The organism is Vibrio cholerae ATCC 14035 (assembly GCF_000621645.1).
Taxonomy (GTDB): domain Bacteria; phylum Pseudomonadota; class Gammaproteobacteria; order Enterobacterales; family Vibrionaceae; genus Vibrio; species Vibrio cholerae.
Window position 1 is genome coordinate 167,923 of sequence record NZ_JHXR01000004.1, and the last position, 16,856, is coordinate 184,778.

Consider the following 16,856-nt stretch of genomic DNA (forward strand, 5'->3'; position numbering starts at 1 on the left):
AGGTCGAGTAAGCGTTGTTCCCTACACACGTAATACAAAACAACAAATAGGACTTGTTCAATGAGAAAGTTAACTGTTTTAGCAATGCTTTCTGCTGGTATGGGTTTTGGTACACAAGCTCTGGCAGATACCACCATTGGCTTTACCATCTACAAATACGATGACAACTTTATGTCGGTTGTTCGCCAAGCGATTGAAAAAGAAGCTGCGGCGGATAGCAACACGCGTATCCTCATGAATGACTCGCAAAATAGCCAGTCGATGCAAAATGACCAAGTCGATGTGATGTTGGCGCGTGGCGTACAAGCGCTCGCGATCAACCTTGTTGACCCGGCGGCTGCACCCACCATCATCCAGAAAGCTAAAATCGACGACGTTCCTGTGGTGTTTTACAACAAAGAACCGTCCGCTGAAGCGATGGCCAGTTATGACAAAGCGTTTTATGTCGGAACTGACTCTAAAGAGTCTGGCATCATTCAAGGCGATTTGATTTCTGCGCAGTGGAAAGCTAACCCAGCGTGGGATAAAAACGGCGATGGTGTACTGCAATACGTTATGCTGAAAGGCGAACCAGGCCACCCAGATGCGGAAGCGCGTACCACTTACTCCGTGCAAACCATCAACGACAACGGCATCAAAACTCAAGAACTGCACATGGATACCGGCATGTGGGATACCGCGATGGCCAAAGACAAGATGGACGCGTGGCTCTCTGGTCCTAACGGCAGCAAGATCGAAGTCGTGATTGCCAACAACGACGGTATGGCGATGGGCGCGATTGAAGCTCTGCGCGGTGCTGGCCAAAAAATCCCAGTATTTGGTGTCGATGCTCTGGCAGAAGCCTTGGCACTCATTAAGTCCGGCGACATGGCGGGTACGGTGCTGAATGATGCGCAAAACCAAGCTAAAGCGACCTTTGAATTGGCGCGTAATCTAGCCAATGGCAAACCTGCTGCCGAAGGCACTCAGTGGACTATTGAGAATAAGGTCGTTCGCGTACCTTACGTAGGCGTTGACATCAATAACGTCGAATAACCTTGGCGAGAAGAGGGGAAGGAAACATCCCCTCTTCACAATCCCTTCTTATGTTGAAGCTGCAACGCTAAGTAATTTGGATATATTTTTGCAACATCGAAAGATTCAGCGACAGATCAACGGATTTGCCGCACAGAGATATCACGCCGTGTGTACCACGCATTGATATGGGTTGTCTGAATTTTTGCATAATAAAAGTGATGCCATGGTCAATCAAACACATGAATTCCTGTTGGAAATGACAGGGGTGAGTAAAGAGTTCCCCGGAGTGAAAGCTCTGGATAAGGTGAATTTAAAAGTGCGTCCGCATTCGGTTCATGCCTTGATGGGTGAAAATGGCGCAGGCAAATCCACCTTGTTGAAATGCTTATTTGGTATTTATGAGAAAGATGAAGGCGATATCATTTTTCTTGGCCAGCATGTGAACTTTTCCTCATCAAAAGAGGCGCTGGAATCCGGTGTCTCTATGGTTCACCAAGAGTTGAACCAAGTAAAACAGTGCTCGGTGATGGATAATATTTGGCTTGGCCGTTATCCCACCAAAGGATTTTTTGTCGATCACGACAAAATGTATCGGGATACCAAAGCGATTTTTGCCGAACTCGATATTGATATCGATCCGAAGGTCAAAGTCGCGACCTTGTCGGTTTCACAGATGCAGATGCTCGAGATCGCCAAAGCGTTTTCCTACGATGCCAAAGTGGTGATCATGGATGAACCTACCTCATCCCTGACCGAAAAAGAGGTAAACCATCTTTTTACCATCATCAAAAAGCTCAAAGAAAAAGGCTGTGGGGTGGTGTACATCTCGCACAAAATGGAAGAGATCTTTTCTATTTGCGATGAGATCACCATTTTGCGTGATGGCCAGTGGGTCGATACGCGTCCGTTGAAAGGGTTGGACATGGACAAGATCATTTCGATGATGGTTGGCCGTGAACTGACCCAGCGTTTCCCTGAAAAAAGCAACGAACCGAAGAATGTCATTCTTGAGGTGAAGAATCTCACCGCACTCAATCAACCCTCGATTCAAGATATTTCGTTTGAACTACGAGCTGGGGAAATTTTGGGCGTGGCGGGTCTCGTCGGTTCGCGCCGTACCGACATTGTGGAGACCATTTTTGGTGTGCGTGAACGCAGTGCCGGACATATTCTGCTCCATGGTCGTGAAATGAAAAATCACGATGCGCATGAAGCGATCAGAAACGGTTTTGCACTCGTGACCGAAGAGCGCCGCTCGACGGGGATTTACTCCAATCTCGACATCACTTTTAACTCGTTAGTTGCCAACGTGGACGAGTACAAAACGCCTTACGGTCTACTCAGTGACAAGAAGATGAAAAGTGATACGCAATGGGTGATTGATTCTATGCGGGTGAAAACCCCGTCGCATCAAACTCATATCGGTTCGCTTTCCGGTGGTAACCAGCAAAAAGTCATCATCGGGCGCTGGCTGCTGACTCAACCCGAGATTTTGATGTTGGATGAACCGACACGCGGTATTGATGTGGGCGCAAAGTACGAAATTTATCAGCTGATTTTAGAGCTGGCCAAGAAAGACAAAGGCATCATCATTATTTCCTCTGAGATGCCGGAACTGCTCGGAATTACCGACCGGATCATGGTGATGAGCAACGGCCGCAATGCAGGCATTGTGAATACCAAACAAACTTCTCAGAACGAAATTCTAGAACTGGCCTCTCGATACCTCTAAGGAAATGACTATGGATGCTGTCAAATCATTTGCAATTAAACATTTAAAAGAGGGCGCAATCTACGCAGTGCTGTTTATTCTGCTGGCGATTATTGTGATTCAAGAGCCCTCATTTCTAAGCTTACGTAACCTCAGTAATATCCTGACTCAATCCTCGGTGCGCGTGATTATTGCGTTGGGGGTAGCAGGTTTGATTGTGACTCAAGGCACTGACTTATCAGCTGGTCGCCAAGTGGGTCTCGCCGCGGTGATTTCCGCTACTTTGTTGCAATCAATGGATAACGTGAACAAAGTATTCCCAAGCTTGGGTGAAATTCCGATTCTTGCGGTCATCATTAGTGTCTGCTTGATTGGTGCGATTATCGGTTTGGTCAACGGTGTGATCGTCGCTTACCTCAAAGTAACGCCGTTTATCGCGACCTTAGGCACCATGATCATCGTCTACGGCATTAACTCGCTGTACTACGACTCGGTCGGTGCATCACCGATTGCGGGTTTTGATGAACGCTTCACTACCTTCACTCAAGGCTTTATCCGAATTGGGGATTTTCGGTTCTCCTACATCACCTTCTACGCCATTATCGCGATCATTTTTATGTGGGTACTGTGGAATAAAACCGTGTTCGGCAAAAACATTTTTGCGGTTGGTGGAAACCCAGAAGCGGCGAAAGTGTCGGGTGTTAACGTGCCTTTGACTCTGCTTAAAGTGTATGCGCTTTCCGGTGTGTTCTATGCGTTTGGCGGTATGCTCGAAGCGGGACGAATTGGTAGTGCTACCAACAACTTAGGCTTCTTATATGAGTTGGATGCGATTGCGGCGTGTGTGGTGGGCGGTGTCTCATTCGCTGGCGGGGTGGGGAGTATCGCTGGGGTCGTAACCGGGGTACTGATCTTCACAGTAATCAACTACGGTATGACCTACATCGGCGTTAGCCCATACTGGCAGTACATCATTAAAGGCTCGATCATCATCTTCGCTGTAGCGCTGGATTCAATGAAATACGCCAATAAGAAGTAAGCAGATTGTCGATTTGTCTGTTTTTAAGGCCTGATGATTATCAGGCCTTTTTATTGGGTATATGTGGAGGATTGAATTACTACTTTTGGATGAACACGGTGAGGATACGTTCTGAATATAAAACAACTAAATATAAAATAATGTATGGTTTCGAAAGCGTTAGACTGAATGCTGAAGAACTTTTTGATATAGAGAGATGAGTAAACGATGTTGTGTAATTTAGTTACCAAAAGTGAATGAATTATTTGACTTTCATTTTTTGTGTTTATGAGTAAAATGCCGACTCTTTTCTCAATGTCGATAGTCTCTAAGGTTCATAATCTGATTATTGTGAATTAATGAGTTAAATTTAATCGATTTTGTGCAAAAGACATTCGTTATTACTATAAATACCTAAAGGTTATTTTTTATGAAAACAGTTATTTCTTTGCTTGCTACTAGCATTTTATTCGCGTCCTCTGTGCAAGCGGAAACAACCCAAGAAACCATGTCCAACAACCAATTTGGTATTAGTTTCAAAAGCTCTGATTTTGGTAATGATTTCAACAAAGATACAAGTTCAGATCTCAAAGATATCGATGAAAAATTCGCCATGCTAGGTATTCATTGGGGCGCGACAAAGCAACTGAATGAACAGCAATTGACCACTCGCTATGTGTTTTTAGATTATGGTAATACGGAAATTACACTATTTGATGCATACAATAAGCTTGTCGTCGAGCGTCAACTCGCGATCCTTGGTGTAGGGCAGAATATTCAACATAACTTCAATGATCTGTTTTACGTAAAAGCGGGTGCAGAGATTGGTCTATATCATGATGAATTAGATGTCTCAGTAAGAAGCTTAAGTCGTGCTGACAAAAATCAAAGTAATACTGGAGCTTTGCTCGCAGCGTCTGTTGGTGCTGGCATTATGTTCACTGAACATTGGAATTTAGAGTTAGGTTATAAGTATCAATATCTGGCTAGCAACAAATTTGATGGCTTGGACAATGTTAACTTTACTAAAGCCAGCCAAGTATTTCTTGGTGTGAACTATAACTACTAATCTATTTTTCTAAAAGACTTGCTAGGGTTATCAGTTACAAACTAAAGCGAGCTTGAAAAATATCCCTTTCCTACTTGAAGCTGCAGCGGTGTTGGTTACGTTTGTTCACTCCAATCACAGTGTTTATCTATGCTCATGGGGATAAACTCACTTGCTGCCTGTAACTCCAAGCCGTTTGGGTATGATAGCTAATCGAGCCGCCAATTTAGGCGGCTTTTTTACAGCATAAACTGAATGTCGACAAAGGATAGAACAGTGGTAGAGTGTGCAAAGTACAAGTAGGCAGGGTGCATTGCCATTATGAATAAATGACATGATTTATGAGTCACAATAATAAGGATAAAAAATCGATGCTCAAACGGCCTTTTAGCGCTCTGCTGATAATATTACTCGCTGCCTGTTCAACACATCACTCAGATGAATATGCCATTAGTATTAGCGAGCGTACTCTTGAGAAAGTAAACGCTATTATCGAAAGTGAAATAAAACCGAATGCATATTTAGCATCGGGTGACTTACTCGTTCATACATCTCGCTTATTTATGGATACTCCCTATCAAGCGAATACATTAGTTCATCATTCCGACCTGCCATACGCGCTAGTAGTGAACTTTGATGGGATGGATTGTTTTACCTATTTAGATTATGTCGTAGCGTTAAGCCAAGCTTCCGATACGCCATCATTTTTCAGTTCCCTGATGAATATTCGCTATAAAAAGTCCCATATTCATTTTTATGACCGCAAGCACTTCTTCAGTGATTGGTATGCATTATCACCACAGATTGCTATCGATATTACTGAAAAGATGAGTCCTGATGCTATCACTATACCTAAACAGTTAAATCAAAAAGTAGAAGGCGGGAAATATATTCAAGGTTTAGGAGTTATTCCACGAATGATCACTTATATTCCGAGTGATAAAATTACTCAATCTGTCCTCGATAATCTGCAAAATGGTGACTTAGTTGGGGTTTATTCTCCAAAAATAGGGTTAGATGTCACTCACACCGGCATTATCGTTAAAGAAAATAATCAAATTCTCTACCGTAACGCTTCATCCTTATCCAAATACAATAAAGTTGTCGATCTTCCTTTTATGGATTATATCCGTTCAAAACCCGGAATTGTGGTTTTGCGGGTCGAATGATTGATTTCTAATGATGGAAATTATTGAGATATTTTAAACAATGGCTGGGAACGTCGATTGTTCCAAGAGTAGTGAACAGATCGTCGCGAAATATAGAAAAACGCCACCTTGCGGTGGCGTGCTTATCTTCTTGCAAAGAATAGACTTTAATCAGTGCGGCAGCTTCACCCCTGTTGGACGCTTTTTACGCTCCATCAAGCGGCTAAACAGTGGGCTAAGTAGCGTCACAATTGCCAAGACTGTGAAGGCTAAAGTGATTGGGCGTTCCCACAGGAAGCTGATTTCGCCATCCGTAATGATCAACGCGCGGCGTAAGTTCTCTTCCATCAAACCGCCCAAAATAAAGCCGAGCAGGAGGGGAGCGAGTGGGAAGTTCGCTAGACGCAGGGCAATTGCGCCCATCGCGACCAGAATCATCACATACACATCCATGGTATTGAACGACACCAAATACACGCCGGTGATGGAGAAGAACAGAATCATCGGCAGCAGTACAGTACGCGGTACTGCCAGCAGTTTGGAGATGTACGGAATCAACGGCAAGTTAAGGATCAGCAGTACGATGTTACCCACGTACATTGAGATGATCACTGACCAGAAAATATCGGGATGCTCAACAAACAGACGAGGCCCCGGTTGAATACCGTAAGCGATCAATGCGCCCAACATAATGGCTGTGGTGCCGGAACCCGGAATACCTAGCGTTAATAGTGGTACGAATGAGCCGCTGGATGCTGCGTTGTTGGCCGATTCTGGTGCCACTAAGCCACGAAGCGAACCTTGACCGAACTCTTCTTTCTTATCTTTCGGGGCAAGATTACGCTCCATACCGTAAGCCAAGAAAGCGGCAATGGTTGCGCCTGCTCCGGGTAGTACGCCAGTGAAGAAACCAAGGATTGAGGAGCGCAGTGAAACCGGAGCCGCTTCTTTGACTTCTTCCTTAGTCAGTTTCATGCTGCCGATGTTTTTCATCTGCTCTTGCTCGTTGGCACTGTTGTCTGCATCTGGTTTTAAAATGCCCATTAAGGTTTCGCCAAGGGCAAAGGTCGCCATCGCTAAGAGTAGGAAGCTAAAGCCATCCATCAAATCGGTCAGACCGAAGGTGAAGCGTTCGACACCAATACCTTTATCAATACCTACGGTGGAAAGCATTAAACCGAGTACAGTCATCATCCATGCCTTGATGACTTGGCCTTTGCCAGCAAAGGCGGCAACGGCTGAAAGACCGACTAGCATGAGCGCGAAATAGTCGGAGGATTGGAAGCTGAGTGACACTTTCGCCAGAGCAGGCGCGGCAAACAGCAACATAATGGCAGACAGTGTACCGCCAGTGAAGGAAGCGTAAGCCGCCAATGCCAGAGCTTTACCCGCTTGGCCTTTTTGCGCCATTGGGTAGCCATCAAATGCGGTCACGACGGTTGAAGAACACCCCGGTGCGTTGATCAAAATCGATGAGGTTGAGCCACCAAAAATCGCGCCGTAATAAACGCCAGCCATCAAAATCAGGCCAGAAGCGGGTTCTAACCCGTAAGTAATCGGGATCATCAGCGCAATCGCTGAAATGGGGCCTAAGCCCGGGAGCATGCCAATGAAGGTGCCGACAAAGCAGCCGATCATGACCATCATCAGGTTGGTCGGCATTACCGCCGTTGCCAGCCCTTGTAAAATTCCGTCTAACATGATGATTTCCTATCCGAAAGTAAACAGATGACCCGGCTCTAGATACACATCCAGTCCTTTGGTCAGTAACAAATAAAAAGCGAGCACGAAGGGGAATGAAGCACCAAACAGGATGCTTTTACGTCGTTCGCCTAGCAGGTAAAAACCAGCAAGTAAGAAGAAGGAAGTGGCCAGCACAAAGCCGAGATAAGTCAGGCCAAGACCGTACAGTGCCATCAGTACCAAAAAGCCGATCAGCAGTTTCCAGTTAAACTCAAGCACCGCACCGCTTTTTTTATCCGGCTGACCCACTACGAGCAGTAGCAGCGATAAACCGATACCAGCATAAGTCAGAATGGTCGGTAAGGTTCGGGCGTTAAAGGGTTCCAACTCATCGCTCGGAAACATGGTGATGAGTGAGGTTTGATAGCCGTAACCAAGGGTGAACAGCAGGAATAACATGGCTCCCACTCGGTCACGGCAGAGTAAGTTTTCTTTGGTGAAAATTTTGGTTGGCAGGTCCGACATATCCAACTCCATTGGGTTTGTGAACGGTGTGCGAGAAAGAGCCGAGTAAACACAAGTTAATAAATGGGGATTAACCAAACCTGTCACACTGCCAGCAAAAATGCAGGCAGTATTAAGGTGTTTGGGTATGACTGCAAGTCAAAGGAACTTTATCCATAAACAAACTTTACCCATAAACAAAGGAGTGACGGTGTTTACGTTTACTCGGCAAACAGTGTGAGAGAAGCGGATTGCTCCGCTTCTGCTGCAATTACTTCAAGAAGCCGAGTTCACGCATCAGGTCGCCCATTTGCTTCTCTTGTTCTTCAAGGAAAGCGTAAAACTCTTTGTCACCTTTGTAGCTGTCAATCCAGCCATTACGGTCACGGATCACTTTCCACTCTTCGCTGGCAAACATCTTCTTGAACACTTCGTTCCACTCCGCGACTTTTTCTGCGCTCACTCCCGGTGCGGCAAAGTAGCCACGCCAGTTAACGAAGGTGGTTGGGTTGCCATAGTCGGCAAGGGTTGGAATATCGGGTGCGATGTCCAAACGTTTTGGAGAGGTGATCGCTAAAACGCGCACTTGACCGGATTTCGACATCTCCAGCACTTCGCCCAGACCGGTTGAAAGGACTTGAGTTTCGCCAGAGAGCAGGGCAGTCATGGCGGAGCCACCCGCATCATAAGCTACGTAACGCACTTCTTTTGGATCTAAGCCTTGGCCTTTAAAGGCCGCCGCAGCGACTAAGTGATCCATGCTACCGCGTGCTGAACCACCTGCGATTTTGATTTGTTTCGGATTGGCTTTGAAATCCGCGACCACTTGTTCCCAAGAGGTGTATTTTGAATCACCTGCCACCACAAACGCACCGTAGTCAGAGACGATTTCGGCAACGGGCGTGAGATCTCGGAAAGATTGAGGGAAAACACCAGACAGCGAACGAATGACGATCGGGGTCGAGTTAATCATCAGCGTATCTTGCTGACGATCGGCGGTTTCAATCAGGTGTGCGATCGCTTTACCGCCACCGCCACCAGAGAGGTTTTGGTAAGAAGCATTCCCGACCAATTTCGCTTTCGTTAGCGCATCGCCGGTGGCGCGTGCCGTCATATCCCAGCCGCCACCTGCACCACCGGGTACGATAAAGTGGATTTTTTCAAGGTCAGCCGCGAGAGAGGAGAAAGAAAAAGTAGCGGCCAGCATGGCGGCAGTGAGGGAGGGTTTAAAAAACTTCAGCATGTTTCACGTTCCTTATGTTGGCGCATCATATAGCTCATTGATGCTTATTGTTTTGTCCCCTTTCGACCTGCAGCGGCAGCGGTGTCGGCTACGATTCAAGTCATTGGGGTATCTCTTTTTCACCACGACCTCACGAAAAGAGGCATGATTAACGCTTGTCAGTCATTATCGTCAATCGTGAGGATTCTGTGGCCAAGGTTTGGGGTACCACTGCTCCTGATAATGAGCATGTAACCAAGGTTAATAAGCTGTTAAATAAATGTCTTTAATCCGTCAATAAAAGCAATATTGGGCATTAAGTGAATTATGTTCATAAAGTTCACGGTCTTGATTGAGGTTATGTTGACGTCATGGAAAGGCGTGTTGTGTAGACAGATATTAATCATGATACGCAACCAGTCGGTGAGAAATAAAAAGAGGTCTTTATTTTACTATTTGTTTTTAAAGGTTTTTAATTCAATTTCCCTTTCTTTCTCCCCGTGTTCCACTTTATACCTTAGTCTAAAGTGTCGACAATTGTCTTGATTGTCGACACTTTTATGGGCTATTTTTTCATCAGACCAAGATAGCGATGCGCATTTAACACAGAGTGAGTTGTGAACAGTTAGGTGCGAAGATGAGAATCACGATTGATGAAAAGTAGTCCGTTAGTCCGCCAAGCGAGCACTGAAAAAGAGAGCACCAAATCAGAGAATCTGACCGAATATCTGATTGAAGCCATTGTTGAAGGGGAGCTCGCGCCGGGCAGTAAAATCTCTGAACCTGAGCTCGCCAAACAGTTTCAAGTCAGCCGTGGCCCATTGCGTGAAGCGTTAATGCGAGTCGAAGGGCTTGGCTTGATAGAGCGCATTCCGCACATCGGTGCGCGAGTGATTCAATTGTCACCCACCAAATTGGTTGAGCTGTATGCAGTGCGCGAAGCTCTGGAAGGCATGGCTGCAAGGCTTGCGGCGCGCAATATTACCGAAATCGAACTGGCGGGCTTAGAAAGCCTATTGTCGACACATTCGACCCATATCGATCAGGTTGAAGGCGCTTCTTACTTTCACCAGCAGGGTGATTTCGATTTCCACTACCGCATTATTCAAGCCAGCCGCAATCAACAACTGATTGGCTTGCTGTGTGATGAGCTTTACCACTTGCTGCGCATGTATCGTTACCAATCGCCGCGTTCGCATTCGCGTCCGGTAGAAGCTTTGGAAGAACACAAATTTATTCTGCGTGCGATCCGCCAACGAGATGAAGAGTTGGCCGAAATGCTGATGCGTCGCCACATCTCGCGCAGTCGCCAATTGATCGAACAACAAATAATGCTGGATGCCCAACAACAAGGTTAAGGAGAATCCCATGAGTTTAAGTCCTGGCGCCAAATTCAGGCTGGCAGTGAAAACCCATCATCCACTGCAAATCGTCGGCACCATCAACCCTTACTGCGCCATGATGGCGAAAAGTATCGGCCATCAAGCGATTTATCTCTCTGGCGGTGGCATTGCCAATGCCTCGTACGGCTTGCCAGATTTGGGCATCACCACACTCAATGACGTGTTGGTAGATGTGGAACGCATCACCAACGCCTGCGATTTGCCTTTGCTGGTGGATATTGATACCGGCTTTGGCGGCGCATTTAACATTGCACGCACCATCAAAGCGATGGAGAAAGCCGGAGCCGCGGCGGTACACATGGAAGATCAGGTGGCGCAAAAACGCTGTGGTCATCGTCCGAATAAAGCGATTGTTAGCCAGCAAGAGATGGTGGATCGCGTCAAAGCCGCAGTGGATGCGCGCATCAATCCTGAGTTTGTGATCATGGCGCGCACCGATGCCTTAGCGGTAGAAGGTATGGATAGCGCGATTGAACGAGCGATCGCCTGTGTGGAAGCGGGCGCGGACATGATTTTCCCTGAAGCCATGACCGAGCTGAAACAGTACGAACAGTTCTCAACGGCACTGCGCAGTGCTACCGGTAAACCTGTGCCGATTTTAGCCAACATTACCGAGTTTGGTCAGACACCCCTTTACAGCGGTGAGCAATTGGCGGCGGTGAATGTGGATATGGTGCTGTACCCACTCAGCGCTTTCCGAGCCATGAATAAGGCGGCGGAAAATGTGTATCGCCACTTGCTGGAACACGGGAATCAGGAAGCGTTGCTCGATCAAATGCAAACGCGCAAAGAACTTTACGCTTACCTGCATTACCACGAATACGAAGACAAGCTGGATCAGCTGTTTTCACAACCCTCTTAAGCCGAGGGAAGCCCAAGGAAACAACCCTCTCTTATGTGTGTGACAGCCAATGTGGCTGCGCGAGTAAGAGAAAATTAAATCCAATAACGTGAAATTGCTCTCCTAAAACACCCGAAGGTGGACACTAAGAGGTCGGTGCGCTAGCACCAAAAGGAGAGCCAGAAAAGGAGTTCGACATGTCTGCTGCAAAAGAGTTAGGCGGAGCAGGGCTGCGCGGCCAAAGCGCGGGAAGCACCGCTTTGTGTACTGTGGGTAAAACGGGAACCGGGTTAACCTACCGTGGTTACGACATTACCGATTTGGCCCATCATGCTCAATTTGAAGAGGTCGCGCACCTGCTATTGGTGGGGCATCTGCCAACGCAAGCGGAGCTGGATCAGTACAAAACTCGTTTGATTGGCCTGCGCGGTTTACCCGAAAAACTTAAACAAGCACTGGAATTGATCCCTGCTGAAGCGCATCCGATGGATGTGATGCGTACGGGCTGCTCCATTCTTGGCAACCTTGAGCCTGAACATACCTTTGCTGAGCAACAAGCGGCGACCGAGCGTATGTTGGCGCTGTTTCCGGCGATCATCTGTTACTGGTATCGCTTCAGTCATGACGGGGTGCGGATTGATACCGCCGATCAAAGTGAAGATTCGATTGGCGGCTATTTCCTCAAAATGCTCACTGGCCAAGCGCCGAGCGAGCTGTTCAAAAAAGTGATGCACTGCTCGTTAACTCTGTACGCTGAGCATGAATTCAATGCTTCTACCTTTGCGGCAAGAGTCTGCGCGTCAACCTTGTCGGATATTCACTCTTGTGTGACAGGCGCGATTGGTACGCTACGCGGGCCTTTGCATGGTGGAGCGAATGAAGCCGCGATGGCGATGATTGAGCAGTGGCACAGTGCCGATGAAGCGGAAGCGGGCATCATGCGCATGTTGGCGAACAAAGAGAAAATCATGGGCTTTGGCCACGCGATTTATCGCGAGAGTGACCCACGCAATGCCTTAATCAAAGAGTGGTCGAAGGCGCTTTCTGAAGCGGTCGGTGATACTCATCTCTACGCCGTCTCTGAGCGCGTGGAAGCGGTGATGAAGCGTGAAAAAGACCTGTTCTGTAATGCGGACTTCTTTCACGCCTCGGCCTATCACTTTATGGGCATTCCAACCAAATTGTTCACGCCAATCTTTGTGATGAGCCGTTTAACCGGCTGGGCTGCGCATGTGTATGAGCAGCGTTCGAATAACCGAATTATTCGCCCAAGCGCGGATTATGTAGGGCCTGAGCATCAAACTTGGTTGCCGATTGAACAGCGTGGCTAACACTGAACAAGTACAACGAACCCTCCTGTGGAGGGTTCAGAGCCATTTGAATGGCCAGCAGCATCTTTTAGTTCCTATCTTTTAGTTGCTAAGCAATGGAAGCAAAAACATGAACAGTCTGTATCGTAAAGCCTTATTGCCAAGCCCTGCGCAATCTCAGGTCGATTTTTTTGATACGCGCGCGGCGGTCGAGGCGTTAAAACCGGGCGCATACCAAACTTTGCCTTACACGGCACGTATTCTGGCCGAAAACTTGGTTCGCCGCTGCCCACCGGAACAATTGAGCGAAAGTCTGCTGCAAATTATCGAGCGTAAACGCGATCTTGATTTCCCTTGGTATCCCGCGCGCGTGGTGTGCCACGATATTCTCGGCCAAACCGCGTTGGTTGATTTGGCAGGCTTGCGTGATGCGATTGCCGAACAAGGCGGCGACCCCGCGCAAGTCAATCCTGTGGTCGAGACTCAGTTGATTGTCGATCACTCGCTGGCGGTGGAATATTCCGGCTGCGATCCTGATGCGTTTGAGAAAAACCGTGCGGTGGAAGACAGACGCAACGAAGATCGCTTCCACTTTATCGAATGGTGTAAAACCGCGTTTAAAAACGTCAGCGTGATCCCCGCCGGTAACGGCATCATGCACCAGATCAATCTGGAAAAAATGTCGCCGGTGATACAGGTGAAAGAGGGTGTGGCTTTCCCTGATTCTTGCGTAGGCACGGATAGCCATACGCCGCACGTTGATGCACTCGGTGTGCTGGCAATTGGTGTGGGCGGCCTTGAAGCGGAAACCGTAATGCTCGGTCGCCCTTCGATGATGCGCTTGCCAGACATTGTCGGCGTGAAACTGACCGGAGTGCGCCAACCAGGTATTACCGCAACCGATATTGTATTGGCCTTAACCGAGTTTCTACGCCGCGAGCGCGTGGTCTCAGCCTATCTGGAGTTTTTTGGCGAAGGGGCGAAAGCGCTGACCATCGGCGATCGCGCGACCATCTCCAATATGACGCCGGAATACGGCGCGACCGCCGGCATGTTCTACATTGATGAACAGACCATTCAATATTTAAAACTGACTGGCCGCGAGCCAGAGCAAGTCGCTTTGGTTGAAAGCTATGCCAAAGCCGCAGGTTTATGGGCGGACAGCTTAGAGCACGCGGAATACGAACGTGTGCTGGAGTTTGATCTCTCCAGTGTTGAGCGCAATTTGGCGGGGCCTTCCAATCCGCATCGCCGTTTGCCGACCAAAGATCTGAGCGCGCGCGGCATTGCCATTCCTGCTCAGCAACGAGAAGCACAACAAGCAGAGGGCTTGATGCCTGATGGCGCGGTGATCATCGCCGCTATCACTTCCTGTACCAACACCAGTAACCCGCGCAACGTGGTTGCGGCAGGGCTACTCGCCAAAAAAGCTAATCAGCTCGGCCTTAAACGTCAACCTTGGGTGAAAACCTCTTTCGCGCCCGGCTCGAAAGTCGCCAAATTGTATTTGCAAGAAGCTGGGCTGCTCTCTGAACTCGAACAGCTTGGTTTTGGGATTGTGGCGTATGCCTGTACCACCTGTAACGGCATGAGTGGCGCGCTCGATCCCGCGATTCAACAAGAAATTATTGAACGCGATCTCTACGCTACGGCGGTGCTGTCTGGCAACCGCAACTTTGATGGCCGTATTCATCCGTACGCCAAGCAAGCGTTTTTGGCTTCGCCGCCGCTGGTGGTGGCTTATGCGATAGCAGGCACGATGCGCTTTGATATTGAGCGTGACGCGCTGGGTCACGATGCGCAAGGCAAGCCGATTTATCTCAATGACTTATGGCCAAGTGATGAAGAGATTGATGCCGTCGTTGGCCGCGCGGTCAAGCCGGAGCAGTTCAAGCAGATCTATATCCAGATGTTTAAACTCGATGAGACACAAAGCGCGAGCTCACCGCTGTATGACTGGCGGCCGATGAGCACGTATATTCGCCGTCCACCGTATTGGGAAGGAGCGCTCGCGGCACCGCGCACCTTGAAAGCGATGCGACCACTGGCGATTTTGGGTGACAACATCACGACCGATCATTTATCGCCCTCCAATGCCATTTTGGCCAGCAGCGCGGCTGGAGAATACCTGACCAAAATGGGCGTGCCAGAGGAAGATTTTAACTCTTACGCCACGCACCGCGGTGATCACCTCACTGCGCAGCGCGCGACGTTTGCCAACCCGAAACTGTTTAACGAAATGGTTAAAGAAAACGGGCAGATCAAACAAGGTTCTCTCGCGCGTATTGAGCCGGAAGGCAAAGTAACCCGCATGTGGGAAGCGATTGAAACCTACATGAACCGCAAACAACCGCTGATTGTGATTGCGGGAGCGGATTACGGCCAAGGTTCATCACGCGACTGGGCGGCCAAAGGTGTGCGTTTAGCCGGCGTTGAAGCGATCGTGGCCGAAGGCTTTGAGCGCATTCACCGCACCAACTTGGTTGGGATGGGCGTACTGCCGCTAGAGTTTAAGCCGGGCGTCAATCGCCACTCGTTAGCGCTCGATGGCACTGAGCTGTTTGATGTGGTGGGTGAGATCAAGCCCGGTGCAGATTTAGCGCTAGTCGTGACCAGACAAAACGGTGAGAAGCTGGATGTGGCGGTGACGTGTCGTTTGGACACAGCCGATGAAGTACATGTATATCAAGCGGGTGGCGTGTTGCAACGCTTCGCACAAGACTTTTTGGCGCAGTAGGAGGCAGCATGAACGAGACAGTGTCACAAATTCGTATTCCTGCCACCTACATGCGCGGCGGAACCAGCAAAGGGGTGTTTTTCCGTCTGAACGATTTGCCGCTTGAAGCGCAGCTTCCCGGTGCTGCCCGTGATGCTCTGTTGTTACGAGTGATTGGTAGCCCAGATCCTTACGGTAAACAGATTGATGGCATGGGCGGTGCGACATCGAGCACCAGCAAAACGGTGATTGTGAGTGCCAGTTCGCGCGAAGATCACGATGTGGATTATCTGTTCGGGCAAGTGGCGATAGATAAACCGTTTGTCGATTGGAGCGGAAACTGCGGCAACCTTTCCGCTGCGGTGGGGCCGTTTGCGATCCATGCTGGGCTGATTCCTGCTGAGCGTATTCCGCACAATGGTGTGGTGGCGGTGAAAGTGTGGCAAGTCAACATCAGCAAAACCATTGTAGTGCATGTGCCGATAGTCAATGGCGCAGTGCAGGAGTGCGGTGAATTTGAACTCGATGGCGTGACTTTTCCGGCGGCCGAAGTGCAGGTGGATTTTGTGGATCCTGCGGATGACAGCGGTGCTATGTTCCCAACTGGTAACGTGATGGATGATTTGCAAGTGCCGGATGTAGGTACGTTCAACGCCACTTTCATCAACTCGGGCATTCCAACCATTTTTGTCGATGCCGAAGCGCTCGGCTATCAAGGTACTGAGCTGCAAGATGCCATCAACAGTGATCCACAAGCCTTGGCGAAGTTTGAAACGCTGCGCGCTTATGGCGCACTGAAAATGGGTCTGATTGAGCGCATCGAAGAGGCACAAAACCGCCAACATACGCCAAAAATTGCTTTTGTCAGTGGCGCGAAAAGTTACCTCGCTTCAAGCGGTAAGCCAGTAGAAGCGGATTCGGTGGATCTGCTCGTGCGTGCGCTCTCGATGGGCAAACTGCATCACGCCATGATGGGAACCGCCGCTGTGGCGATTGCCTCTGCTGCCGCCGTTCCGGGCACGTTGGTCAATTTGGCTGCCGGGGGCGGCGAGCGTACGTCAGTCACCTTTGGTCATCCCTCCGGCACGTTAAAAGTCGGAGCGAAAGCCAAGCAAGGTGAACAAGGCTGGCAAATTGAGCGCGCGATCATGAGCCGCAGCGCCAGAATTCTAATGGAAGGATGGGTACGCGTTCCCGAAAATTACGCTGCCCTCAGTGAGAGCAAGGAGTAATGC

Annotated in this window: 13 protein-coding genes; 10 read left to right on the forward strand and 3 right to left on the reverse strand. The window is 48.7% G+C overall.

The window, feature by feature from the left end:
- Positions 1 to 60: 60 nt before the first annotated feature.
- The 5 genes from mglB (at position 61) to T411_RS0105740 (ending at position 5,963) form a co-directional block, all read left to right on the forward strand.
- Positions 61 to 1,035, forward strand: coding sequence for a galactose/glucose ABC transporter substrate-binding protein MglB (mglB, locus tag T411_RS0105720; protein WP_001881084.1), 975 nt, complete (start codon positions 61 to 63; stop codon positions 1,033 to 1,035).
- A gap of 205 nt (positions 1,036 to 1,240) precedes the next feature.
- Entirely contained in the window at positions 1,241 to 2,749 is a 1,509-nt protein-coding gene (gene mglA / locus T411_RS0105725; protein ID WP_001909557.1) for a galactose/methyl galactoside ABC transporter ATP-binding protein MglA, read from the forward strand.
- 10 nt (positions 2,750 to 2,759) lie between these two features.
- Positions 2,760 to 3,767: a galactose/methyl galactoside ABC transporter permease MglC gene (gene mglC / locus T411_RS0105730; RefSeq protein ID WP_000340252.1), complete on the forward strand. Its 1,008-nt coding sequence runs from the start codon at positions 2,760 to 2,762 to the stop codon at positions 3,765 to 3,767.
- Between the two features lie 409 nt (positions 3,768 to 4,176).
- Positions 4,177 to 4,815, forward strand: a complete 639-nt coding sequence (locus T411_RS0105735) for an outer membrane protein (protein WP_000859515.1) — start codon at positions 4,177 to 4,179, stop codon at positions 4,813 to 4,815.
- Positions 4,816 to 5,165: 350 nt separating this feature from the next.
- Positions 5,166 to 5,963: a DUF1460 domain-containing protein gene (locus T411_RS0105740; protein ID WP_000919945.1), complete on the forward strand. Its 798-nt coding sequence runs from the start codon at positions 5,166 to 5,168 to the stop codon at positions 5,961 to 5,963.
- Positions 5,964 to 6,113: 150 nt separating this feature from the next.
- Here T411_RS0105740 and T411_RS0105745 read toward each other — a convergent pair whose 3' ends face one another.
- The 3 genes from T411_RS0105745 to T411_RS0105755 all read right to left on the reverse strand — a co-directional run bounded on the left by T411_RS0105745 (position 6,114) and on the right by T411_RS0105755 (position 9,372).
- Positions 6,114 to 7,643 (reverse strand): tripartite tricarboxylate transporter permease, encoded by a 1,530-nt coding sequence (locus tag T411_RS0105745; RefSeq protein ID WP_000883972.1) that lies wholly within the window; start codon positions 7,641 to 7,643, stop codon positions 6,114 to 6,116.
- 9 nt (positions 7,644 to 7,652) lie between these two features.
- The gene (locus T411_RS0105750; protein ID WP_001281728.1) at positions 7,653 to 8,150 is read right to left on the reverse strand and encodes a tripartite tricarboxylate transporter TctB family protein; all 498 of its coding nucleotides are present in this window, start codon (positions 8,148 to 8,150) and stop codon (positions 7,653 to 7,655) included.
- Positions 8,151 to 8,400: 250 nt separating this feature from the next.
- Positions 8,401 to 9,372, reverse strand: coding sequence for a tripartite tricarboxylate transporter substrate binding protein (locus tag T411_RS0105755; RefSeq protein ID WP_000911054.1), 972 nt, complete (start codon positions 9,370 to 9,372; stop codon positions 8,401 to 8,403).
- Positions 9,373 to 10,004: 632 nt separating this feature from the next.
- Between T411_RS0105755 and T411_RS0105760 the strand changes: the two genes are divergently transcribed.
- The 5 genes from T411_RS0105760 to prpF all read left to right on the forward strand — a co-directional run bounded on the left by T411_RS0105760 (position 10,005) and on the right by prpF (position 16,853).
- Positions 10,005 to 10,709, forward strand: a complete 705-nt coding sequence (locus tag T411_RS0105760) for a GntR family transcriptional regulator (RefSeq protein ID WP_000842737.1) — start codon at positions 10,005 to 10,007, stop codon at positions 10,707 to 10,709.
- Between the two features lie 10 nt (positions 10,710 to 10,719).
- Complete coding sequence (gene prpB, locus T411_RS0105765) at positions 10,720 to 11,616, forward strand: methylisocitrate lyase (protein WP_000059217.1); 897 nt, start codon at positions 10,720 to 10,722, stop codon at positions 11,614 to 11,616.
- A gap of 176 nt (positions 11,617 to 11,792) precedes the next feature.
- Positions 11,793 to 12,926, forward strand: a complete 1,134-nt coding sequence (gene prpC / locus T411_RS0105770) for a bifunctional 2-methylcitrate synthase/citrate synthase (RefSeq protein ID WP_001271307.1) — start codon at positions 11,793 to 11,795, stop codon at positions 12,924 to 12,926.
- Between the two features lie 109 nt (positions 12,927 to 13,035).
- A complete protein-coding gene (acnD, locus tag T411_RS0105775; RefSeq protein ID WP_001087426.1) occupies positions 13,036 to 15,642 on the forward strand; it encodes a Fe/S-dependent 2-methylisocitrate dehydratase AcnD in 2,607 nt (868 codons plus the stop codon).
- A gap of 8 nt (positions 15,643 to 15,650) precedes the next feature.
- On the forward strand, positions 15,651 to 16,853 hold the full coding sequence (prpF, locus tag T411_RS0105780) for a 2-methylaconitate cis-trans isomerase PrpF (protein ID WP_001006407.1): 1,203 nt from the start codon (positions 15,651 to 15,653) through the stop codon (positions 16,851 to 16,853).
- Positions 16,854 to 16,856 lie beyond the last annotated feature (3 nt).